The organism is Carnobacterium sp. TMP28 (assembly GCF_047553015.1).
In the GTDB taxonomy this organism is placed as follows: Bacteria; Bacillota; Bacilli; order Lactobacillales; family Carnobacteriaceae; genus Carnobacterium_A.
Genome location: NZ_CP180212.1, coordinates 1,222,501 through 1,245,000 on the forward strand (window position 1 = coordinate 1,222,501; position 22,500 = coordinate 1,245,000).

The 22,500-nt window shown below is 34.6% G+C and carries 19 protein-coding genes (1 of these 19 only partly in view); 2 read left to right on the forward strand and 17 right to left on the reverse strand.

Translation table 11 applies throughout. The annotated features are described in order from the left end of the window. From pgmB to ACMHYH_RS05995, 11 genes are all read right to left on the reverse strand, one after another. Positions 1-332 carry the 5' portion of a beta-phosphoglucomutase gene (pgmB, locus tag ACMHYH_RS05945; RefSeq protein ID WP_414838491.1) on the reverse strand. Its footprint begins 328 nt before the window's first position, so only the first 332 of its 660 coding nucleotides appear in the window; it begins with the start codon at positions 330-332; the stop codon falls past the left edge of the window. A 28-nt stretch (positions 333-360) separates the two neighbouring features. Continuing rightward, entirely contained in the window at positions 361-2,637 is a 2,277-nt protein-coding gene (locus ACMHYH_RS05950) for a glycoside hydrolase family 65 protein (protein WP_414838492.1), read from the reverse strand. After that, a complete protein-coding gene (locus tag ACMHYH_RS05955) occupies positions 2,630-3,490 on the reverse strand; it encodes a DUF1189 domain-containing protein (protein WP_414838493.1) in 861 nt (286 codons plus the stop codon). Before ACMHYH_RS05955 ends, ACMHYH_RS05950 begins: the two co-directional genes overlap by 8 nt. An 83-nt stretch (positions 3,491-3,573) precedes the next feature. Beyond that, positions 3,574-4,425, reverse strand: a complete 852-nt coding sequence (locus ACMHYH_RS05960; RefSeq protein WP_414838494.1) for a sugar ABC transporter permease — start codon at positions 4,423-4,425, stop codon at positions 3,574-3,576. 1 nt (position 4,426) lies between these two features. After that, positions 4,427-5,737 carry a carbohydrate ABC transporter permease gene (locus ACMHYH_RS05965; protein ID WP_414838495.1) on the reverse strand — a complete coding sequence of 437 codons (1,311 nt, stop codon included), beginning with the start codon at positions 5,735-5,737 and terminating at the stop codon, positions 4,427-4,429. Between the two features lie 74 nt (positions 5,738-5,811). Beyond that, on the reverse strand, positions 5,812-7,092 hold the full coding sequence (locus ACMHYH_RS05970) for an extracellular solute-binding protein (RefSeq protein ID WP_414838496.1): 1,281 nt from the start codon (positions 7,090-7,092) through the stop codon (positions 5,812-5,814). Positions 7,093-7,467: 375 nt separating this feature from the next. Next, on the reverse strand, positions 7,468-9,261 hold the full coding sequence (locus tag ACMHYH_RS05975) for a glycoside hydrolase family 13 protein (protein WP_414838497.1): 1,794 nt from the start codon (positions 9,259-9,261) through the stop codon (positions 7,468-7,470). 57 nt (positions 9,262-9,318) lie between these two features. Continuing rightward, entirely contained in the window at positions 9,319-11,034 is a 1,716-nt protein-coding gene (locus ACMHYH_RS05980; RefSeq protein ID WP_414838498.1) for a glycoside hydrolase family 13 protein, read from the reverse strand. 253 nt (positions 11,035-11,287) lie between these two features. Next, entirely contained in the window at positions 11,288-12,178 is an 891-nt protein-coding gene (locus tag ACMHYH_RS05985) for a diacylglycerol/lipid kinase family protein (protein ID WP_414840356.1), read from the reverse strand. Positions 12,179-12,205: 27 nt separating this feature from the next. Beyond that, positions 12,206-13,162, reverse strand: coding sequence for a LacI family DNA-binding transcriptional regulator (locus tag ACMHYH_RS05990; protein WP_414838499.1), 957 nt, complete (start codon positions 13,160-13,162; stop codon positions 12,206-12,208). Positions 13,163-13,345: 183 nt separating this feature from the next. Next, positions 13,346-13,789 carry a Fur family transcriptional regulator gene (locus tag ACMHYH_RS05995; protein WP_414838500.1) on the reverse strand — a complete coding sequence of 148 codons (444 nt, stop codon included), beginning with the start codon at positions 13,787-13,789 and terminating at the stop codon, positions 13,346-13,348. A 389-nt stretch (positions 13,790-14,178) separates the two neighbouring features. Here ACMHYH_RS05995 and ACMHYH_RS06000 point away from each other — a divergent pair, with 389 nt between their 5' ends. Then, positions 14,179-15,276, forward strand: a complete 1,098-nt coding sequence (locus ACMHYH_RS06000) for an FUSC family protein (RefSeq protein WP_414838501.1) — start codon at positions 14,179-14,181, stop codon at positions 15,274-15,276. Positions 15,277-15,326: 50 nt separating this feature from the next. On the opposite strand, the gene ACMHYH_RS06005 is transcribed toward ACMHYH_RS06000, so the two are convergent. The 6 genes from ACMHYH_RS06005 to ACMHYH_RS06030 form a co-directional block, all read right to left on the reverse strand. Next, positions 15,327-16,154 (reverse strand): hypothetical protein, encoded by an 828-nt coding sequence (locus ACMHYH_RS06005; protein ID WP_414838502.1) that lies wholly within the window; start codon positions 16,152-16,154, stop codon positions 15,327-15,329. Between the two features lie 195 nt (positions 16,155-16,349). Further along, complete coding sequence (locus ACMHYH_RS06010; protein WP_414838503.1) at positions 16,350-16,886, reverse strand: DUF402 domain-containing protein; 537 nt, start codon at positions 16,884-16,886, stop codon at positions 16,350-16,352. Between the two features lie 159 nt (positions 16,887-17,045). Then, complete coding sequence (gene mutY, locus ACMHYH_RS06015) at positions 17,046-18,194, reverse strand: A/G-specific adenine glycosylase (RefSeq protein WP_414838504.1); 1,149 nt, start codon at positions 18,192-18,194, stop codon at positions 17,046-17,048. Continuing rightward, positions 18,191-19,054: a recombination regulator RecX gene (recX, locus tag ACMHYH_RS06020; RefSeq protein ID WP_414838505.1), complete on the reverse strand. Its 864-nt coding sequence runs from the start codon at positions 19,052-19,054 to the stop codon at positions 18,191-18,193. Before recX ends, mutY begins: the two co-directional genes overlap by 4 nt. Positions 19,055-19,193: 139 nt before the next feature. Continuing rightward, positions 19,194-20,174 carry a hypothetical protein gene (locus tag ACMHYH_RS06025; protein WP_414838506.1) on the reverse strand — a complete coding sequence of 327 codons (981 nt, stop codon included), beginning with the start codon at positions 20,172-20,174 and terminating at the stop codon, positions 19,194-19,196. A 101-nt stretch (positions 20,175-20,275) separates the two neighbouring features. Next, complete coding sequence (locus ACMHYH_RS06030; protein ID WP_414840357.1) at positions 20,276-21,130, reverse strand: general stress protein; 855 nt, start codon at positions 21,128-21,130, stop codon at positions 20,276-20,278. A 224-nt stretch (positions 21,131-21,354) separates the two neighbouring features. On the opposite strand from ACMHYH_RS06030, the gene ACMHYH_RS06035 reads away from it, so the two are divergent. Then, positions 21,355-22,461, forward strand: a complete 1,107-nt coding sequence (locus ACMHYH_RS06035) for a LysM peptidoglycan-binding domain-containing protein (RefSeq protein WP_414838507.1) — start codon at positions 21,355-21,357, stop codon at positions 22,459-22,461. Positions 22,462-22,500 lie beyond the last annotated feature (39 nt).

Sequence of the window (22,500 nt, forward strand, 5' to 3'; positions counted from 1 at the left end):
AATTTCATATCTGCTTGCTTTAGTTCCGCTATAAACTCTTTTATACCTGGTAGCAAATCACTTGGAGAAATGTTAGTTATTAATTTTTTGTACTCTTCATTTTTTTCATCAGCTAATTGCCGTTTTTCTTCTTCAGTATAAGCATCATTTTTATTGCCGTAAGCTAAAATTCGTTCTAAAGAATCCATACGACTGATGCCTTTTAATTGTTCATTAAACACACGATCAATAGAAATACCCATTTTTTCAGCTAATTCCTGCCAAGCTAGGTAATGATACTCTGCTGTATCTGTTATCACACCATCCAAATCAAAAATAAATCCTTTTATCAACGGTAGCACCTCTTCATTTCATGATAGTTTACTGAATAGCAACGGTAATAGTATCTAATAAATCAATTTTTTGGCTATACAATTCAATGCTTAGCGCTTTTCCTTCACTTAACTTAACCGTGACGTCTTTTTTCGTTACCTTAATGTGCAATAAACGTGAGCGATATTTAATCGTAAAGTTGTAGCCATCCCAATTATCTGGACAGAATGGTTTAAAGGATAACGTTTCTTGGGCTGTGCGCATGCCAGCAAATCCTTGAACGATGGTCAACCATCCACCACTCATAGACGTAATATGGAGTCCATCCTCGGTATCATTATTGTAGTTATCTAAATCTAAACGAGCCGTTTGAGCATAAAACTCAACAGCTTTTTCTTTTTTACCTAATTCTGCAGCCAATATAGCATGAATAGAAGGCGATAAAGAACTTTCATGAACCGTCATTGGCTCATAAAAATCAAAATTGCGCTCTTTTTCTTCTATTGTAAAGGTATCACCTAAATAATAAATCCCTTGTAAGACATCTGCTTGTTTAATAAAACAAGAACGCAAAATTTTATCCCATGACCAATTTTGATTGATTGGTAAATCTTCTTTTTTATTTAATGAAGAAACAGGACGCAAATCCTTATCTAAAAATGTATCATGCTGAACAAAAACGTCTAATTCTTTATCGTATGGATAGTACATTTTAGCAATAATTTCTAGCCATTGAGCCATTTCTTCATCTGATAAACCTAAAGCCTGTTTTTTATCATTAGAAACTTTCCCTAAACTTTCTAAAGTATAATTTAGTGTCCAAGCAGCCATTTTATTCGTGTACCAATTGTTATTTACGTTATTTTCATACTCATTCGGACCTGTGACTCCATGAATCATGTAGCAATTTTCTCTTTTAGAATAATGCACACGATCAGCCCAAAAACGTGAAATGCTAACTAAGACATCGATTCCGTTCGTTACCAAGTAGTCTTCTTTTCCAGTGTAATTAGTGTAGTTGTAGATAGCAAAAGCAATAGAACTATTGCGATGAATTTCTTCAAACGTAATCTCCCATTCGTTATGGCACTCTACGCCATTAAACGTAACCATTGGATAGAGAGCACCTTTTAGTCCTTGTTGTCTCGCATTATGAAAAGCTCCATCTAACTGATCATAGCGGTATGTCAGTAATTGCTCTGATACAGCTTCGTCTGCAACAGATAGATACATAGGGATAATATATGCTTCTGTATCCCAATAGGTTGCTCCGCCATATTTTTCACCTGTAAATCCTTTTGGACCAACATTTAATCTTGAATCTTCTCCATAATAAGTTGAAAACAACTGGAAAATATTGAAACGGATACCTTGTTGACTCTCGTCATCTCCTTCAATAACAACATCTGCTTTGCGCCAGCGTTCTGCCCAAGCAGCTACGTGTTCTTGTTCTAAGAACTCAGGACCTTTTTCAATCGCTTCATCTAAAATACGAGTTGCAACAGTCAGTTGATTATCTGTTTTGATATCTCTACTCGTAACGACACTTACCAATTTAGTAACCATTGCCTGTTCACCAGTAGCCAAATGATAGTCAATTATTTCTTCAACTTTCATAAACTCTTCATTCGTTTGACGAGCATCAGCTTTTTCAGCAAGAGTTTGCATCATCGTTGTCACAGTAAATTGTTCAATTCCAAAAGGATTTGGAATGGTTTGTGTTGTTAGATGACTCTTCTCACCAGCAGCACGATCGATTTCTAACCAGAAATTTTCATCATAATTGCTGTCTTCATTGGTTACATTTCCATCCATCAAAGGATTAAACGTAACTTTTGTTTCCCCTTTTAACACTTTTGCAGACACAGTGATTAAGGCTAGTTCTTTTACAACTATGCTAACAAAACGTTTAAAACAAAATTGGACTTCTAGTTGATCTTTTACAACAGTAAACGAGCGAGATAATATCCCCGTTTTCATATTTAGTTCTATTGAGTAATCTTTAACAGTATCTTTAGCTAAATCGATTTTGATATCATCTAGCGCAATGTTTATTGGAATAAAATTGGTTGCATTAATGACTTTTCCAAAATACTCTGGATAACCATTTTTCCACCAACCAACACGAGTTTTATCTGGATACCAAACACCGGCAATGTAAGTACCTAAGTGGCTATCTCCTGAGTATCCCTCTTCAAAATTTCCACGCATCCCCATATAGCCGTTTCCAATAGAGGTCAAACTTTCCTGTAGACGCTTGTCTTTTATTTCTAAAGAAGAAGAGTTAATTTTCCAAGGATTTACTTCAAATAAACGTTTAGTCATTTTTCTTGCCTCCAATAGCTTTTCTATTATTTTTAACCAAGACTTTATCATTAAAACGTGTCGTATAAAAAACGGCTAAAATCATTAAAGCCAAACCAACTGACTGAATAGTCAGCATAACAACGACATCAAATTGGATAAAACCTGAAATTAATGCGAGTAAAGAAGGAATACCTAATGCGTTGAGAATTAAATTCACAGATTCCTTATACGTTTTGATAGATGAAAAAGAATTTTTTCTAGTTAAATATAAAAACACAGCAGATCCTAAAACAATTAAACTAGTACTGACAAATAATATACTGAAAACCAACAACAACAAAGAGCCTATTACATAAACGCGGTTTTGAAAAAACCACTGACGTGAAATAGCTGCTCTCATATCTTTGACAGAGTTTAATTGACTAGGATTAAAGTCCTTTGTGTATCGTACGCTAGAAACCGGTACACCTTTATTTTTCAAATAAAGATCGTTGTCTGAAAAGATAAGCGCATTTTCTGCTTTCAAATTTTCTTTAATAACAGAATCTGAGTTTGTTATACTCATTACACCCTTTTCCTTAACTACCTGTGATCCAGGATCAGTAACCAATACTCCATCTTCACTTACTGCTGCTTGAAAAGCTGCAACAACAGACTCGTCTACTAATGCCAATGTCTCTGGGTAGCTTTCTTCAATAGGATATGTTTCCATCTTTAAGAAATTTAAGGATACAGGAACCATGAGTATGCTTGTTAAAAAAAATAAAACAAGGATAAGTTGGAACCAATTCAATTCATGGCGCTTTTTAAAGATCATTCTAGGCGTCCAAATATTTTTAAAATAAGTCAGTGGAAATACATCTGTTTTCATAGGAACTCCTTCTTTTTCTTCACTATTTCTATCTAGTACTTCTGCTTTTTTGTAACGTTTATATATAGATTAATCCATTATCGTTATCCTTTTGTTCCTCCAGAAGTCAAACCAGAAACAAAGTTCTTTTGTAGCATAAAGAATAGAATGGAAATGGGAACAGCAATTAAAATTGCACCAGCAGCAAATAAAGAAACTTTTTGATTTTGCGGGTTGCTAATAAACGTTTGCAGTCCAACAGCTACCGTAATTTTTTCCGGACTTCTTAATAAGAAACGAGCTAGCATAAAGTCACCAAATGGTCCCATGAAGGCCCATAGAGCTTGAACAGCTATCATCGGACGAACTAACGGCAAAATAATTTGCCAGAAAATACGGAAATGCCCTGCTCCATCTAGTTTAGCTGATTCATCCAATTCTTTTGGCACTGTGTCAAAGTACCCTTTCATTAACCAGGTATTCATTGGGATACCTCCACCAATATAAAGCATAGATAAGAACCAAAATTGGTCTAATGCTCCTAGTAATAAAGCCATAACATAAAACGCGGTTAGTGCTGCCATCGTTGGCACCATCTGAATAACAAGGAAAAAGATTAAACTCTTCTTTCTTCCCATAAAGTTATAGCGGCTATAAGCATAACCAGCCAAGGTAATTAAAGCAACTTGAACAACCATTGTTGAAGTCGCTACAATAAGCGTATTCATATACCAAGTTCCATATAGCGTTTCACTGAAAAGACGTTGAAAGTTGGCTAATGTCCAATCGGCATTGAAATCCAGAGAAAAGGCTGTAATGTTTCCAGATTTAAAAGCTGAACTAGCCGTAATGAGAAGTGGGTAAATGATAATAATAGAAAGAGCAATCATAAATGCATACGTAAAAAAATGACTTAAGAAAGTAGACGTTTTTTGGGATTTTAATTTATTTTTCATCTTAAGCATCCTCCATATTGAAAGCTTTTGTTTTACGGAATACGATTAAAGAAACTGAGATAACTAGTGTTGAAATGATTAATGTAATCGCAGCTGCCATTGAGTACTGTGGTGACGTACCTGTTGTTAATTTATAAATCCACGAGATTAAAATATCTGTCGCACCAGCACCACCGCCGACACTTCCAGGACCTCCATTGTTGAACAAGTAAATCATTGAGAAGTTATTAAAGTTACCAGTATATTGTGTAATAAACGTAGGAGCCGCGACCATGAAAATCATTGGTAGCGTAATTTCTTTGAAACGTTGAATAGCGTTCGCTCCATCAATCTTAGCTGCTTCATATAGATCTTCTGGAATAGATTGCAAAATACTTGTTGTCATAACATAAATATATGGGAATCCTAACCATCCTTGAATCAATACAATGGCTACCTTTGACCAAAGTGCTTGTGTTTTCCAAGCAACTTGTCCGATTTCAATAAAAGGAAGATGATTCAACAAAGGAATAACTTGGGTATTGATTGCACCGATACTATCATTAAACATATTTGAAAAAGAGAGGATAGTGATAAATGCAGGAACAGCCCAAGGCAATAAGAAAATAACTCCAAAGAATCGTTTGCCTTTTATAAAGGATTGATTCGTGATAACGGCAGTTATAATACCTAGAGAGATTTGTAAAGTCGTTGCACAAAGTGTCCAAATAATTGTCCAACTGAATACAGATGTGAAGGCATCACGATAAGAACTTAAAAATAAAATATTTGTAAAGTTTTTAATGCCAATCCAATCAATTAGGTTTGCTGGTGGAATATGATAAAAGTCATAGTTTGTAAAGGCCATGAACAAAGTAACTAGCACTGGAAAGATAATCGTAAAAGCCATCATTAGATAAGCTGGCACAATCAATAAGTAGGGGAAACCATTATCATAAACATTGTATAAAACCGATTTTGCTGTTGTATTTACTGGTAATTGTTTGTTCCATCTAGTTGCCACTGTTTTGGCATCATAGATATTCAATGCATAAAAAGCTAAAAAGATAACAATTATAATTAATTGCAATGTTCCACCGATCATAATGAACAAAGAATGATCTTCAACAGGCACACTTCCTAAAGTAAATAAACCTGTTATAGCATTTGCGCCAAATACACTCATTTCATAAATAAATGCTAACGTGATTCCTAGAAAAACGAACCCTTTAAATTTTTGTTCATTATAAAATTGTCCAATACCAGGAATAATGGAATACAGCATAGCTTTTTTTTCATCTTTTAGCTTTTTAGGCTGATTTTCCTTAGACATACTCTCTCTCCTCTTTTCACTTAATAATAATGGCAGAGAATAGACTCATTCTCTGCCGATAAAAAGTATCATTATTATTCTTTAGTGTATTTTTGTTCAATAGATTCAGAGATCATTTTAACGGCTTCATCTGCTGATTCTTTTGGTGTTTTGTTGCCAGAAGCTGCATCGAACATCAAGTTTTCTGCGCCTGCCCATACTTCAGCCATTTCAGGAATATTTGGCATAGGTTGTGCTTCTTTGTATTGTGCAATAACGGCAGATGTTAATTCATCTTCTTTGCCTGTTGCATATTCACGTGATTCTTGGTTTGCTGGAATTTCATTTGTAGCATCATAGAATTTGTTTTGGTTTTCAGTTGTTGTTACATAGTCTAACCATGCTTGTGACACTTCTTTATTTTTTGAGTAATTGCTAACAACCCAGCCTTTTCCTCCACCAAACGCTTGGTATTCTTCGCCATTGTTTAGAGTAGGGATTGTTGCTACGCCGTAATTAACGCCTGCTTCTTTTAGTGCTTGTGCTTGCCAAGGTCCACCAATAAATGCAGCAACTTTACCAGCTAAGAATTGATCTGTAATGAAAGCATCAGAACTTGTGATATCTAGCATTCCTTGAGGCCATACATTTTTGAACCAGTCTGTAGCGTAAGTAATCGCCTCAACTGCTCCGTCGTTATTTAAACCGATATCTGAAGCATCTGTTCCGTCTTCACCAAATACGTATCCGCCATATCCTGCAACTAATCCATAAGAGAAGTAGAAGTCAGTCCATTTTGCCAAGAAACCAGTATTCTTTCCAGCTTCGCCTTCAAAATTGTATTTCTCATCTTTAGCTAATGCTTCAACTTCTTTAAATGTTGCTGGAGCTTTTTCAATCAAGTCTTTGTTGTAGTATAAAACAAGTGTTTCAATAACAGCAGGTTCACCAAAGATTTTATCATCAATCGTTACTTGTGCTTTATCAGTATCGTTATATTGTGCTTCATTTCCTAATGTTACTTCTGCAATATGTCCTTGTTGTCCTAGAGGCCCAATACGGTCATATGCTGACATCATGATATCAGGAGCACTTCCTGCTGGTCCATCTAATGGCAAAGCTTCTAATTGTTCAAACATATCTCTTTCAGTAATCTTTATTTTTACATCATGCTCTTTTTCAAAATCTGCTTTGATTTCGTTAACGTAATCAACATAACCTGCATCAACAGAGATGTTTAATTCTCCACTTCCTGTACCATCTTTTGAATTAGATGCAGCAGTATCTGATCCGCTTCCTCCACCACATGCAGCTAATAATAAGGCACTTGCAGAAACCAATCCAACAGCATACTTTTTCCAATTACTTTTCTTCAATTTAATATCCTCCTCTAATGTTTTACTTTTTTGTTATTTCTCTTTACATTCTTATTATTAACGATAAACCGCTTTCTTGCAATCGTTTTATCACTGTTACCGGTAACAGAATCATTTATCCCTGTTTAAGACTAAATAAAAGCCCATTTATCATTCATTTTTAGATTAAAGCCTGTCAGAGACAACTGAACGAATATTTTATAGCTATACCATTATTTTTCAGTTCGCTATTTTAAAGAATAACATTTAAGAATCCTTCTTTGAGACACTAATTAAAACCTAAAGACTTTTAGCTTATTGCTGCTCTCAGAATCAATCAAATCTCTCAAAAAAGAGTAGCTAAACTACTCTTTTGAGATTAATTCAATTTACTTTTTACAGTAGCTTCGTTTCTTTATAAACAACAAAGCCATTTTTTTCAATAGTTAAATAATCGTCTTTTTCAGTTACTAGATGAGATAACACTAATTGGTTTTGATGAACTACCGGCAATGTTAACTCTTGTGCTCCTTGATTGAAGTAAGCAACAAGCGTTTCTTTTCCAAATGAACGTCTAAATCCAATAATATCTTCTTCATCTCTTACATCAAACCAGTCTAATTCTCCAAAACTTAAGACCGCTTGATAATTTTTTCTAAAGGCAATCAGCTCTTTTGTGAACGTTAGCATCGTTAAATCTTGCTCATCTTCATCCCAAACCATACACTTACGGCAATCTGGATCATCAAATCCATCCATTCCAATTTCAGTACCATAATAGATACAAGGAGAACCGTGTTGCATAAACGTAAACGCAAGACTTGATTTCACAACATCTTTATTTCCTGCACTAATAGATAGAATCCGCGCTGTATCGTGTGAGTCCAAAGAATTGAACATAACTTCGTTTGTTTGTTGACGATACAACATTAATTGTTCATTCAGTCCTGAAACCATTTTACTAGCTGAAATTCGTTTATTCATAAAGTAATCTTCTATTGTTCCTGTAAAAGCATAATTCATAACAGCATGAAATTCATCGCCTTGTAGCCAATTTTGAGAAGAATGCCAAATTTCTCCTAAAATATAAAAATCTTCTTTTAAATCAGTTGTTACTTGATAAAATCTTTTCCAAAAATGGTGATCCACTTCATTTGCAACATCCAGACGCCAAGCATCAATATCAAATTCACGAATCCAATACGCTGCTACTTCTAATAAATAATCTTGAACAGCTGGGTTCGCTGTATTTAATTTAGGCATATGTCCAGTAAAAGCAAACGTATCATAAGGAACTTGTCCAACATCTTCTAATTCTTCCGTTGATAAATTTTCATCTAACTTCACTGGAAATTGGTGGATATGGAACCAATCAGCGTATTTAGATTTTTCTTCATTTTCAACAACATCTGCCCATTGATAAGACAACATCCCTAAATGGTTAAATACCGCATCTAACATGATGCGAATGCCTCTTTTATGTGCTTCATCTACTAACTTTTTAAACGTTTCTTTATCGCCAAAGTCTGGATCAATTTCAAAATAATCTGTTGTATCATATTTATGATTTGACGTTGCCTTGAAAATAGGGCAAAAATAAATGCCGTTTATTCCTAAATCAACTAGATAATCTAACTGGTCAATCACACCTTGCAAATCCCCTCCATAAAAATCATCACGCGTAGGGTGTTTTTTACTGCCCCAAGGTAGCGTACCTGCTGGATCATTACTCGTATCGCCATTTGCGAAACGTTCTGGGAAAATTTGGTACCAAATCGTTTTCTTTACCCAATCTGGCGCTTTAAACCGATCAATTTCTTGAAAATAAGGCATCCGGAAAAACGAATTAGCAAAAGCCAAATATTTTTCCTCATAAGGAAACACTCCTCTATCGCCGTAAAGTACTTCTGTCCCATCATTTCCGATAACATGAAAACCGTAAGATAATCGTCTGAATTCCGCACTGATTTTGATGAACCAATAATCATGAACATCTGTACTTAAAGTTAAATTCATTGGCGTATTCTCTAAATACCATTTTTTCTGTTCATGTAAATAAGGGTCCCCACTAATGAGCATGACGTTAGAAACGTCCCCTTTTTTAGTGCGTATTCGGATATGCATTTCATCTTTTGTGTAGAGGTAGGCATATTCACTTTCTGGCCTATGAAAAATTGCTGATGTTTCCATTTAATTTATTCCTCTTTTCTATCCATTTATTAAATCATTTTTTTAGCTAACCTTTACTTATTTTTCATCCACAAACTTTTCTGCGTTGATTTCGTTAAGCATTAAAACGAATGAACCATAAGGTTCCAATGTAATTTGTTGGTATTCTAGAGAGTTATCACCATTCTCTAATAAAATCTTACCTGTTTCATTTGAAAAACGTGTATCTTTATAGATTGAAGATTGATCACTTAAATTACAACAAATCAAAGCCAGCTGATCACCAAATCTTCGTTCATAACAATACAACTGATCCGTTGTTTTCATTAACTTAAAACTTCCTTTAGTGAATAAAGGCATTTTTTTATATGCCAATAAACTTCGGTAGTAATTTAAGATACTAGAGGAATCTTCTTCTTGCTTAGCTACGTTATAGTCGAGTTCGTCATTCACCCCACTCCATGGATTAACCTTTGAAAACCCTGAAAATGGAGTAGTGTCCCATTGCATGACTCCTCGACTAGCATCTTTACTCGTTGCATTTAATTCCTTAAGGATATGATCCGACCGATAGCCTAAATCATAAGCTTTTTGATAAAAACCTTTTGCCTCAGGAGCAAAGAAGCCTTCAATGGTCTTTATTTCTAAATTTTTCATCCCTATTTCTTCACCATTTAAAATAAACGGTATCCCTTTTTGTAAATACATTAAGGTTGCTAGCATCTTACTGCTGTTTTCTCGATATTGGATAGCATCACCAAAACGAGAAACAGCTCGTGCCATATCATGATTATTCCAATAAAGAGTTGGGCCACCGAAATCGGCTAAATGTTCTTGCCATTCAATCATTGTTTCTTTGAATCGTTTAATATCTAACTTCCCTGATTGCATTGACATCGGTAAGCGAGCATCTTTTTGTTTCTCATCTTCTGTGAAATAACGAAAAGTAATAACTGCATCACAAGCTTCATTTGCGGGATCTGAGTAGTTAACAGCTAAATCAATTGTTGCTGAAGATGCTTCACCTACTAGAAAAACATCTGGATAACGACTACGCAAAGCCTGAGCAAATGTCTTCATGTACTCATTTACTTTAGGCAAATTAGCGTAATAATTTTCAGCTAAAACCAATTCCCCATCGACTTTCGCAGGAACGTCTGGATAGCCTTCTTCTTTATCCATATGAATAAAAGCATCTAAACGAAAACCGTCTATGCCTTTTTCCATCCAAAAAGAGGCAATTTCTAACATCGCTGATTGTACGTTAGGATTTCCCCAATTTAAGTCGGGCATTTCTTTAGCAAATAAATGGAAATAATATTGTTCACCTAAAGGTTCTTTTTCCCAAACTGATCCGCCAAAGAAAGAAGCCCAGTTATTTGGCAACTGATCAGCCGCTTTCCCATCAGCCCAAAGATAATAATCTCGGTAAGTATTATCTGGATTTTTTAGCGCTTCTTGAAACCAAGGATGTTGATCTGATGTATGGTTCAAAACAAAATCAAAGATTACTTTTATTCCGCGTTTATGTGCTTGTTTAATTAGTTCTGTTGTCTCTTCCATTGAACCAAAAAGAGGGTCGATTTCATAATAATTAGATACGTCATAGCCATTATCAATTTGTGGAGAAGTAAAGATTGGGTTTAACCAAATGACAGTAACACCTAATGACTGAATGTAATCTAGGCGACTAATTATCCCTTTTAAGTCTCCAACTCCATCATTATTGCTATCTTGAAAACTTCTTGGATAAACTTGATAAACAATGGCTTCTTTCCACCATTTTGTTGTCATATTGTATTGGACCTCCTCTTTTCGTTTCATCTATCTAATTCAAGGATACTCAAATAAGGAAACACTTACAATATCATTCACTATGTTAACGGTAACAAGAATAAAGGAATACGTTTAAAAAAGCCTAGCGCATTTAAAACTACTCACTTTCAAAAGCAATAAGACTGAAATAAAACTATTATTATTTACTCTATAAATAAAAACCAGGGATACTCATTTTATTGAGCATTCCTGGTTTAACAAAAAGGATTAGTTAATCATTAGGTACAAATACCGTTAAGAATTTTGGATAAATGTCAAATTGGATAGGAAAAGCCGGTCCTTTATCTCCATCTACTGTTGCATTCATTTTTTTATCCTTTTTTATTTTTAACTTTGCACTTTTAAAACGTTTAACACTTAATTTATCTGAATAATTTTCATCGTTGTGAAGAAGTTCTGGAATCAACTTTATTTTTTCAGTTGCTGTCGATTCTTTTAGGCAAAGCATATTAAAATAACCATCATCCATTTTTGCAAAAGAAAATACAGTCTCTATTCCAAAAACAAATGAACTTAATCCTACTAAGACCATACTGTACTCTTCTTCAAAATCCTGACCATCTAACGTCATTTGATACATCAAAGTTTCATCATTATTTAACGCTTTAATTCCCTCTAAAAGGTAAGCTAATGAGCCAAACGTCTCTTTAGATTTTTCATCAACGTGTTGGACGGTTTCTGGTATAGAGCCTGCAGAAACAGTACTAACAAAAAATTGATCGTTTACTTTTCCAATATCAACGTCCTTTTTATACTTAAAATCTATTTGCTTAATTGCCTCTTCAGGCTTCATAGATATCCCTAAAACACGAGCAAAATTATTTATCGTTCCTAATGGAATAATCCCAATATCAGGCTGATACTCTTGTTTTGCAACGCCATTAATCCCTTCATTTACCGTTCCGTCGCCACCCATTAAGAAGACAGCTCCAAACTGTTCTTTAGAGGCTTGAGCAGAAAAGTTTAATGCATCACCAGCTTTTTGTGTTTCTTTTACTACTATCTCATCAAACTGTTCTTTTAACCGACTGTTTAATTGGCTAACGTATTCTTTTGCTTTTTCACTACCCGAAGAAGGATTGACAACAATCATTGCTTTCATCAATTGTGAAACCTCCCTTACTTTAATTTATTCCTCTCGTTTGGTTGTCCCTCTAACAATCAATTCTGGTTCGAACAAAATTGATCCTTGAGAAACACCCTCTTGATTTATTTTATTAAGCAACATCTTAGCACAAGCAGCGCCCATTTCACTAACTGCTTGTTTTACCGTCGTTAGTTGTGGAAAAGCAATTTGGTCTAGAAAAATTCCATCATGCCCAATAATGCCAAAATCGTTTGGTATATCTCCACCCATTTCAATAATCCCTCTTTGGATCCCTAATGCTAGTCGATCTGAGCTACAAACAAAAATAGTATTTGGCGAAAAATCAGACCACTTGTCTTTAATAAATTTAGCTGCTTGTCTAGAATGATTTCCAAAGCGAAAAATTTGAGCATCCATCTTATTTTCTGCCATTATTTGCAAGTAACCAGATTCTCTTGATAGCTCAAATAATTCATCTATATCAATTCCAATAAAAATAATATTTTGGTACTTCGAATCAACTGCATACTGAGTGGCCAGTGAAATCCCCGCTTTGTTATTTGAATCAACAAAATCATACCCATGACGATTTTCACCAAATAAAACAACGGGCTTAGTTGCACCGCTAATCCAATCATAATCTTTCTCACGAACACCGCACATGATGTACCCATCACAAGTGCCAATATCAAAGTTGTTTTTTGTAACCAGTTGCAAAGAATAGTGACGCGCATCTAACTCTTGAGCTATTCCGGTTAATAAATTCATGTAATAAGGTTCTGTTGTATCCATCTCTTCTAAGATAAACAACTTAATAATTTGAGTTCGGTTATTGACCAATGCTTTAGCTGCTACATTCGGTCGATAATTTAATTCTTCCATTGCTTTAAAAACAAGTTCTTTCAATTCATCCGTGACTTGCTCAGGATGATTAATGACACGTGAAACTGTCATTTTAGACACATTTGCTTCTTTAGCAACGTCATTCAATGTTGTCATAATTCATACTTCCTTTTCTAGTTCTTATTCTTTAGTCTATTCGTTTAAGTCATGTCTGTTTAATGCGAACATCATTTTAGAAAAATAGTATGAATCAAGATAAGATAGGGATAAAGTCACATTAATTGATTGTTCGACTTACGAAGAATGCGTGGCTAAATAGGTTACGAACAAACGAGTTACTTATTCGCTAGCCATTAAGGCTTGGCAATCAGGACATATCCCATAAACTTCCATTCGATGATTGGTTACTTTATAGCCGGTTAAATTATGGGCTGTTTCTTCAATATCTTCAAGACCTGGATAGTAGATATCCTCTATTTTACCACATTTTTCGCAAATAGCATGGTAATGTTGCGTTGTTGCAAAATCAAAGCGACTTGAGCCGTCTCCATAAGTCATTTCTTTTACAAATCCAATTTTAGTAAATAAACGTAAATTATTATAGATAGTAGCGACACTAACATTAGGAAATCGTTCGACTAAAGAACGATAAATATCATCTGCCGTTGGATGGCTATCTGCTTCTATTAGGTATTCTAGGACTGCGTGCCGTTGAGGTGTTATTCGAATGTTAGCTGCTTTTAGTTTTTCAATTGTCTGGTTCACTAGTTGATTGGTAACCATAAATAAATCCCTCCTCATTCAACCAATTAGTCTATCTTAAAATTAAATGATTTTAATTGATTGCCTTTGTCTTTTTAATAATAACGTTTATCACATAAGAATGCAATTCTACCAAATGGGACTGTTTACTGGTTGAAAATTAAAAGTCTCTTAGATGTATTTCTAAAAAGAAAGTTTACGGAAAAGAATAGTCACTATCTCCAGATATTTTTTCAACAATTTAAAAAAAGATAGCAAAAAAACGATTACACTAAATTAGTTTACTTAAAATGGCCTTATCACTATACAATCTCTTCTCATTGTTGCGATTATTTGCTAAAATAGACCTATTAGAATAATAAACTTAACAAACCAATGACAAACATTTTTTGGGAGAGAGGATATCGTTTATGAAAATCGGAGCAAGGACTATGAAAACTGGTCTAGCCATTACTCTTGCTTTAGCCATACCTTATTTATTAGACATGAAAACCGCAGCGGTCCTAGCGGCTATATCAGCAATATTTGCGTTGCAACCTTCTTTAAAGCGCTCTGTTAAAACACTAAAAGATAGAGTATTTGCTAATATTGTTGGTGGTGTTTTAGCTATTGTTGTCAATCTGACTTTAGGAAATCACTTTATATTTGTTGGACTTGCATCCGTCTTATTGATTGCTATTTTGAATCAATTCAATCTAGGTCCGGTGATCGGCCTAGCAACCGTAACACTCATTGTCATTATGATGAGCCCAGGTACAAATTTTATATTCTCGGCTACTATCCGCATTTTAGCAACACTATTAGGTGTTGTCATTGCATTTCTAGTCAACACCCTCTTTTTCCCTCCAAAGTACGAAGAAAAATTGTATCATTTAATTGACTACACTACTTCTGAAATCATGAAATGGATTAGAGCAAGTGTACGAAAAAATAGTGAGTATGCTATTTTGAAAAAAGACTTAAAATGGGTCAAATCTGAATTAGATCGCTTAGAAACTTACTATTCATTGTTTAAAGATGAGGGAACGTATTCTCGCAAGAAAAACCGCTCCCAGATATTAAGAAAAATTGTTGTCTACCGTCAAATTATTTCAACAACCAAAGTTGCTTATAACTTAGCTAGTATTTTACACCGACAAGAAAATTCATTTAATCATTTTCCAGAAGAACTCAGGATTCAAATAAGAGAACGGTTAGAAACACTCTTGAGTGCGCATGAACAAATTTTATTGAAATTTAACGGACGTGTCTCTCCAAATGAAGTGAATTTTATTGATTACAAAGAATCTCTTAGATCAAAGTTTATGCATTCGTTTTTTGATGAAGCTAACATGGAAGCTGAAATAAATAAAGATCTTACTCAAAGTAATGCTGTTATCCATATCATGTCCAGTATCTTAAAATATGAAGAATTTTTAAATCGCTTAAATATCTTAGTCACCAGTTACAAAAAGGACTTAAAGAATCCTCAAACAACAATCGATAACATTCAACACATTGAACAATAAAAAAAGTCTTTGATTGGGTATAAAAAATACCAATCAAAGACTTTTTAGTTTTATTTCCCACTTGTTGTATCAATAGGTAACGTTAATTGTTCATTGAAAAGTTTAGTATAAAGAGTATTCCCCTCATTATTGAGCGTTTTTCCATCTTCGATTACTGTTTTTTCAAGAGCAAGATCTGTTACCTGTAGTTCCGTTTGATAGGCTTCATGCAAATCAAAAAGAGGAAGATTATTTTCTTTAATTGTCTCTTTAACAGCTTCTAAATAAGATGTATAATCTAGCGTCCTAGAATTATACTCTCCTTTTCTTGAACTACTTGGGTGAGGCATGACAAATACTACCAATGTTTCAGGTAGAGCTTGTTTGATTGTTTCATAGTCTTTCATTGTGTATTCTTTTGAGTCTGATAAGCTGATGTCTCTCACTTGATCACCATAAATAGGAACTTGAAAGAAAACAACCGCTGGCTTTCTTTCTATTAATAAAGAAGCTGTATTTTCTTCAAATAATCGATAGGAATCAAATTCAGGCAATGCAACAGAATCAACCTTTATACGATCATTGACTTGCTCCTTGATGTAGTCTCCAACTGAAAGAACCCACGCCTCAGATTCTGAAAAATCTCCATAAAAACTAACCGTTTTTACTTCTTCCTCTATCGGTAAACTAACTAAGTAATCTATTACTGATTTTTGCTGTCTATTCTCTTCAAATGATTCGCTTTTTAGTATTTCTTTTATTTCTTTCTTTTTTTGAGAAGATTCATTCGATATCACTAAATCTACTTTTTGTTTTTTTTGATAGTTTTGGCCAATGAAAATCACTCCAACTGTAAAAATAAGTAAGATGAAAAGCATTAGTCCACTTTTTTTTGTCAAATAAGTCCACTCCTTTTGTCAATAGTTCATTTGTTAGTATAGCATAACATAGCACATTTGATTAAATAAAGTGCTAATTTTTTTATTCTATATGAAAAACAGACCTATTATCATAGGCAAAATAAAAGGATACCTTAATTAAGGTACCCTTTTATTTGTTATTGGAGAAAGAACATCTTTCACTAAGTAGAAGCCTTATTGCTTGTTTGCTAATTGACGGTATCGGTCATACCATAATTCAACATACTCTTTAGAAAATGGTCCTTTTTCTTCATTAATCCACTCAACAAGAATTTTGACATTTTCTTTTAAAATATGATCAATATCATCAGGATAGCCCCACAATTTACTATGATCTTCATACTCATCTACATCTAATAGTCGCTTTTCACCATCTGGAAATACTTTTATATCTAAATCATAATCAATATACTTCAATCCTTCTTCATCTAAAGCATAAGGTGAAGCAAGGTTACAATAATACGACACTCCATTGTCTCGAATCATTGCAATAATATTGAACCAATAATGCTTATGAAAATAAACAATTGCCGGCTCTCTCGTCAACCAACGTCGCCCATCTGACTCAGTTACAAGTGTATGGTCATTGCAACCAATTAACGATTGGTCACTTGTTTTGAGAACCATTGTGTCTCTCCAAGTACGATGCAAACTTCCATTATGTTTATAGCTTTGGATTGTGATGTATTCTCCTTCTTTTGGAACTTGCATCCTAACCCAACTTTCTTTTTCTCATGAAAACCCAACAAGAAAATACTCTAACAATCAGAGAGTACTATGTGTACTCGACTCAAGAGTATTATATCATAAATTCTACTAGGTATAACAAAAAAGCTCAGATAAAATGAAAGAATAATGAGAAACCACTTTTTATTCTTTATTCTGATGTGTTAAATAACTTTGCCATAGTTTTGTTTGCGGACCAGGAAAGGTATACTCGCTAAAATTATCAGGATGAACCCACTGACACTTTTCTGGTAGCGTTTTTTCACTGCGAGATCGCTTGCCGTAATAGACAGCAATGGTCCATTTTAGATGACTAAACAGATGAGTTACTTCTGAAAAAGATTTTTCCATTAACCTAACTTCAATGAAGTAGTCCTCTTTTAATCTCTTCTGGAGGCCAAGTGTGTTTTCTCTTTCCTGTTCTTCTAACAATGGAAAAATCCACATATTAGCTAGTAAGCCTTCCTTTGGTCGTTTTTCTAATAAAAACTCACCGTGCTCATTTTCGATTAAAAATCCATCGTAATAAACTGGAACAGCCTTTTTCTTTTTACTCTTAATAGGGTAGTTTGCCCAAGTTTCATTTAGATAAGACGCATTAAATTCTTTAATTGGACTTAACTCCGGATGATAATTTTTAGGTGTGCAAATGCTTGAGCCTAAATCCATAAAAGCTTGATTGAAATCACCGGGTTTATAAGGATCGATGATTTCCCTCATTACTGCTTCAAAAATTTTTCGACTAGCTGGCTTAGCAATATCTGCCTCTATTTCAAAAAGACGGCTCACCACTCGCATCACATTACCGTCTACTGCCGGTTCTGGCAAATCAAAAGCCATACTCGCTATCGCACCTGCAGTATAAGGTCCTATACCACTCAATTTAATGATTTCTTTTGGATCACGAGGCATTTCACCTTCGTAGTCGGTCATAATCTGTTTAGCTGCTTTTTGCATGTTGCGAACTCGTGAGTAGTACCCTAATCCTTCCCAAGCCTTCAACAACTTGTCTTCGTGTGCTTGTGACAAGTCTTTAATCGTTGGAAATTGCTCCATAAAATTTAAGTAATAAGGAATAACAGTATCTACACGCGTTTGTTGTAGCATAATTTCAGATACCCAGATACGATAAGGATCATTGCTTATTCTCCAAGGCAACGTCCTTTTTTCAATGTCATACCAACTTAATAGCGTTGCTCTAAATCGTTCGATTTTTTCTTCTGGCCACATTTGAATCCCGTGCTCATCTAGTAATGCTTTTGTCGCATTTTGTTGCTCTCTTTTTTTTGTCATTCGTCTTGATCTTCCATTTCTTTTTCCTCAATAAATTGATTGATTAATTCTCCTTTAAATCCTTTTTGAAACAAACTACTTTTTACTTTTTGAATTTTTTTATATCCTTTTAATTTAGCTTGCTTACGCCAAATTTTATCTCCTTGCGCTTTTATTGCTAGATATTCTTCATCTTCTTCTTTTTCAACAGTCACTTCTTCTAATACTTGTGTAATAATATCTGAGTCAAATCCTTTTTGCATTAAGTTTTGACGTAATTTATTATTGGTTTCACGAGTAGAATGTTGGGAAGAACGACGAATGACTTTTTCAGCAAGCTGAATCCCATTTTCAACCATTTGGTCAAATGGATACTGCTCACTTGCTTTTTCAATATTTTCTTCATCAATGCCACGTCTTTTTAATTCTTGTCTGATAACGCGAGGACCTTTGCCACCGACATTTGCCCCCGTACGCGTATAACTTTCTGCATACATTAAATCATCTAAGTAACCTTGTTCTTCTAGCTTTTCAATGACTTCGTCTGCTACATCTAAAAATTCATGCTTAGCTAAGTCATCACGTACTTCTTTCTCAGAACGCAAGCCATAATTCAAATAATTCAAAGATCGCGTGTATGCTTTTCTAAATCCATCTTCTGATTCTAATTCTTCTCGAAAGTCACCAGAAATAGCCATTCCCTTATATAGTGCATGCTTCACTAAAATAGCTTCATCTATCGGAAAAGCATACTCTTCATCTAGATAAATATTGTAACGACCTTTTCTTTTTTGTGTCTCAATTTTAGTTATTTTTGGTAAACCTTCATCAGGCGTTGGATTTTTTGAAGAAATTATTTTTTTTAATAAATCATCTGTCACAGATATTCGCCTCCTATAATTGTTTCGGTTATCCTAGTATACCATAGATTGTTTTAAAAAATAGAACAGAAGTTTGCCTATGAAAACGAAAAAAAAACCGGTTAGAAGTGAAAATCAATCTTCTACCGGTTCCTTCGATTTATTCTTTATCTACTAAAGGATCCACAACTGGTTGTCCTGTGATTGAGTTGCCAGTAAAACGCGGCAATTCTTGAGAGTCTTCAACTGCCGTCTCGTGTTTATCGTTTGTTTGGTTTCCCGTTTCAGTTGTTTTATTTCCCTGCAAAGGATTATTTATTGGATCGTAATTATTACCAGACTGTTTATTTTTCGCTTCTTTTGTAACCAGTTTCGTTTTATCTTGAAGTGTACTATCAATCAAGTATCTATCCTCAAAACTAGGCATAGCACTTTCTCCTTCGGGTAACGTTGTGTCTTTTGTTTTTCTAACACCACTGCCACCTCGTCCAACTGGCTTAAGTTGTCTTGCTTTACTAAAACCTGCATTCTCGTCCGCTCTGTCTTCTGGTCTACCAGAATATTTCTCACTTAAAAAATCAATTTCTTGATTTAATAGACCGACATCTTTATCATAATAAATAGCTGATTTACCAGTAGGTTTAGAAGTATTTGAAATGACTTTCGAGCCACTTCCACCTCGTCCAATCGGCTTATTGCTCTTTTGTTCTTTACTTGATTTACCTAATTCTTTGGGACCATCTTCTAACTGTTGACGAATTGGAATCCCACTATCTTCTTTTACAAGAACAACATAATTACCAGATTTTAAAACATCGTTATACTTGAGAGCGGTTTGTTTATCGATTCCATAATGCTCTAGTGCTACTTCTGGACTAACATCTGTAAACATTCCTTTGAATTTTTCCCACATATTTTGATCTTCATCAATAGAAACTTTATCTACTTCAACTAATGTACGGTTTTGAATATCTGAATAATTTGCATTACTAGTAACAATAATAATGTCTCCCACCATGCGACCTTCGCTTAATAAGCGCTCTACAGCATAAATGGTTTCATCTACTGTATGGTAAGAAGATTCAACTACTTTTCCCATTTTTATCGACTTCTTTCTATTTTTAGTTTGTTGGTCAATCATTAGAATTGACTTACTTTATTTATTTTTAAAGCGGATACATATTCAAGAAAAGCAACTGGCCCAACTAAAATGATAGCTTTATTGGACCAGATAACGGTTTATTACTCTTCGTCATCTTTGATTGTTTTTCCACCAGCATCTTCATATTTATTGCTGTAGTAAGCATCACTTTCAGGAATGTCATTATGTGGATCAGGGTGTTCTACTTTTCTAGGTTCTGTCTCTACTATTGAACCTTCTCCAACAACACCTGTACTGATATTTTCCGGATAAACATGGTTGCCTTCTTCTGTATTAACCGTCTTTTCATCACCTGTTAGATGGGGCGCATCTCTTCTATCTTGATTGAACAGATCTTTTTCAGTGTCCTCTTGATTTATTTTTTCATTGTTTTTATCTGGTGAAGAAGCCGTTGAAGTTCCTGGTACGTCTTCTCTTGCAGATTGAGATTTGGAAGCATCAAATGGCTCGCCATCTCCTGTTGCTGGATTCATTGCTTCTTTTGTTTCTATTTCACTAGGCTTTACTTCTTCTGTGTTAAAAACAGATTCTTCACCATTTAACACTTCTTCATTTACTGTTGATAATTGCTTTGAATGAGCAGGAGCTGTGCTATTTGTTAAAATAATAATTTCATGATTTTCTAAAGACTCGCTAAAATGTTCTGCTGTTTCTGCATCAACACCATGTTCAACTAATGTGTTAGACTCTTGATCTTTTGTGTAATCGCCCATTTTGAATGTTTCTTTGATTTTATCCCAAAGCGACTCTTCTTCATCACTACCATCTTCAACAGATTCAACATCAACTAACGTTAACTCTTCTAACTCATCTTCATGCTTTTCATCTGTTATAATGAGGAGCTCTTCGGCTAGGTATCCCTCATTTAATAAGCGCTCTACTGCTTTTACTGTTTCATCCGTTGATGTGTATGTTCCTTCTACAATTCTTTGCATTGTCTTCACTCTTCCCCTCTAATCCATTAGTTTTTAAACCAACTAAACTACTTGTTCATTTGTGTAACTACCTTAATGATAGCAAAAACTAAATACTCAATCAAAGAAGAACCCTCGGCGCAGCCTTATTTTTTTAAAATGTAACATTGATTTAGTTGGTTTCGTTATCTTTTTATAAACTGTCGACTGTTTATCAAAAAGATAACAAATAATGGAGGAGTTAGATGACAAATCAAATTGAAAAAAGATTCATTGCCCTTAAACAATACCCGCTAATTGAATCCACTCTTATTATTGCTCACGAATCAGGCAATGCCCTCAACACTGGTAAGAATGCCTTGGAAAACGAACTAGCTTTTATGACTCAACAAGCCTTAAAAGGGGGCGCTTTTGTTAGCCATTGGGTTGGTGGAGGAGGAAAGATAGTTCAATTAAGTAAGACTGGACTCGTTCAATACGGAGCAGGATCAAATGCAAATGCTTACGCGTATGCTCAAGTAGAATTAGCTCGTACATCAGATCCTGCCGTTTTTAAAAAAGACTACCTTGCTTACATTTGGCTTTTAAAAAAACTGGCTAATGAGGCTTGGATTCCAAGGACATTAAATACAGGAAAAACAGCAAAAGAAAAAGGCATTAAAACACACCATTGGGTTTCTAATCATCTTGGAGGAACAAATCATCGTGACCCTGATGATTATTTAGCTAGTTTTGGAATCAGTCTTTCTCAGTTTTCTTTTGATTTGGCTGATCATAAAAAAGAAGAACCTTTTATACCAATTTCAAAAAATAAAACTCATATCGTTAAGTTTGGCGATACACTGTGGAGTATCGCTAGAAAAAATCAGACGACTGTTACGTGGTTAAAAAAACTAAATCAACTGTCTTCTGATTATATTCAAATTGGAATGGTACTTCTATTAACCGAGCACCAAACTTCTTCATCTGGCGCAAACGCTTCTCTGAAAAAGCGGAGTGATAACATAAAACAAATTCAAAAATACTGCGGAACAATTGTTGATGGAGTATTTGGCCCAATTACTAAAAGAGCTCTTCTTTGTTTATTTCAAGAGACTATTCATACCGAAATAGACGGATTATGGGGTCCTAAAACAGCCGCCTTAGCAAGAAATATCCAATTAGGAACAAGTGGAAACGATGTTTATGCTGTCCAAGCCGTGCTTTTTGGACGAGGATATGAAGTTGTAGGAATACCCACTCAACTAGCCGGGATCTCAACTAAGCAAGCTATTTTATTGTTTCAAAAAGACCATCAGCTTGTTTGTGATGGAATTGCAGGTAAAAAGACGCTATCTTTGTTGTTTCAATAAAAAGAGTCAAGCTTTGTTCAAACAAGAAGTTAAATTGAA

Excerpts from the sequence above, each read along its gene's own strand:
- ACMHYH_RS05950 (WP_414838492.1), bottom strand. The coding sequence starts at position 2,637 with ATGACTAAACGTTTATTTGAAGTAAATCCTTGGAAAATTAACTCTTCT.
- ACMHYH_RS05955 (WP_414838493.1), bottom strand. The coding sequence starts at position 3,490 with ATGAAAACAGATGTATTTCCACTGACTTATTTTAAAAATATTTGGACG.
- ACMHYH_RS05960 (WP_414838494.1), bottom strand. The coding sequence starts at position 4,425 with ATGAAAAATAAATTAAAATCCCAAAAAACGTCTACTTTCTTAAGTCAT.
- ACMHYH_RS05965 (WP_414838495.1), bottom strand. The coding sequence starts at position 5,737 with ATGTCTAAGGAAAATCAGCCTAAAAAGCTAAAAGATGAAAAAAAAGCT.
- ACMHYH_RS05975 (WP_414838497.1), bottom strand. The coding sequence starts at position 9,261 with ATGGAAACATCAGCAATTTTTCATAGGCCAGAAAGTGAATATGCCTAC.
- ACMHYH_RS05980 (WP_414838498.1), bottom strand. The coding sequence starts at position 11,034 with ATGACAACAAAATGGTGGAAAGAAGCCATTGTTTATCAAGTTTATCCA.
- ACMHYH_RS05985 (WP_414840356.1), bottom strand. The coding sequence starts at position 12,178 with ATGAAAGCAATGATTGTTGTCAATCCTTCTTCGGGTAGTGAAAAAGCA.
- ACMHYH_RS05990 (WP_414838499.1), bottom strand. The coding sequence starts at position 13,162 with ATGACAACATTGAATGACGTTGCTAAAGAAGCAAATGTGTCTAAAATG.
- ACMHYH_RS05995 (WP_414838500.1), bottom strand. The coding sequence starts at position 13,789 with ATGGTTACCAATCAACTAGTGAACCAGACAATTGAAAAACTAAAAGCA.
- ACMHYH_RS06000 (WP_414838501.1), top strand. The coding sequence starts at position 14,179 with ATGAAAATCGGAGCAAGGACTATGAAAACTGGTCTAGCCATTACTCTT.
- ACMHYH_RS06010 (WP_414838503.1), bottom strand. The coding sequence starts at position 16,886 with ATGCAAGTTCCAAAAGAAGGAGAATACATCACAATCCAAAGCTATAAA.
- mutY (WP_414838504.1), bottom strand. The coding sequence starts at position 18,194 with ATGACAAAAAAAAGAGAGCAACAAAATGCGACAAAAGCATTACTAGAT.
- ACMHYH_RS06025 (WP_414838506.1), bottom strand. The coding sequence starts at position 20,174 with ATGATTGACCAACAAACTAAAAATAGAAAGAAGTCGATAAAAATGGGA.
- ACMHYH_RS06030 (WP_414840357.1), bottom strand. The coding sequence starts at position 21,130 with ATGCAAAGAATTGTAGAAGGAACATACACATCAACGGATGAAACAGTA.
- ACMHYH_RS06035 (WP_414838507.1), top strand. The coding sequence starts at position 21,355 with ATGACAAATCAAATTGAAAAAAGATTCATTGCCCTTAAACAATACCCG.